This is a genomic window from Vibrio sp. 10N.222.48.A3 (assembly GCF_041475345.1).
GTDB lineage: Bacteria > Pseudomonadota > Gammaproteobacteria > Enterobacterales > Vibrionaceae > Vibrio > Vibrio tasmaniensis_A.
In genome coordinates, this window is the sequence record NZ_JBFRVX010001722.1 from 1 (window position 1) to 275 (window position 275).

Annotated in this window: 1 pseudogene; it reads right to left on the minus strand. The window is 45.5% G+C overall.

The window, feature by feature from the left end:
• A pseudogene (locus AB4653_RS28610) lies at positions 1–275 on the minus strand (MATE family efflux transporter); the annotation flags it as partial.

Below are 275 nucleotides of genomic sequence, written 5' to 3' on the forward strand. Positions count from 1 at the left end.
GAAACAACAGCGAATAGCGTCACCTCAAAGAAGATAGCAGCGGCAACTGGAAAGCCTAGTTTAAACAAACGAATTTGTGCTTTGAGCTGAGGTTTGTGGAACGTACCGAAGATATTGATTTTAGCCAAACGCTTTGATGTTAAAACGTAAGCGAACAGCAGAGCAAACATCACCCAATATACGATAGCCGTTGCAACTCCACAGCCAACACCACCCAGAGCGGGAGCGCCAAGCTTTCCGTATACGAACATCCAGTTAAGCGGGATGTTTAATAG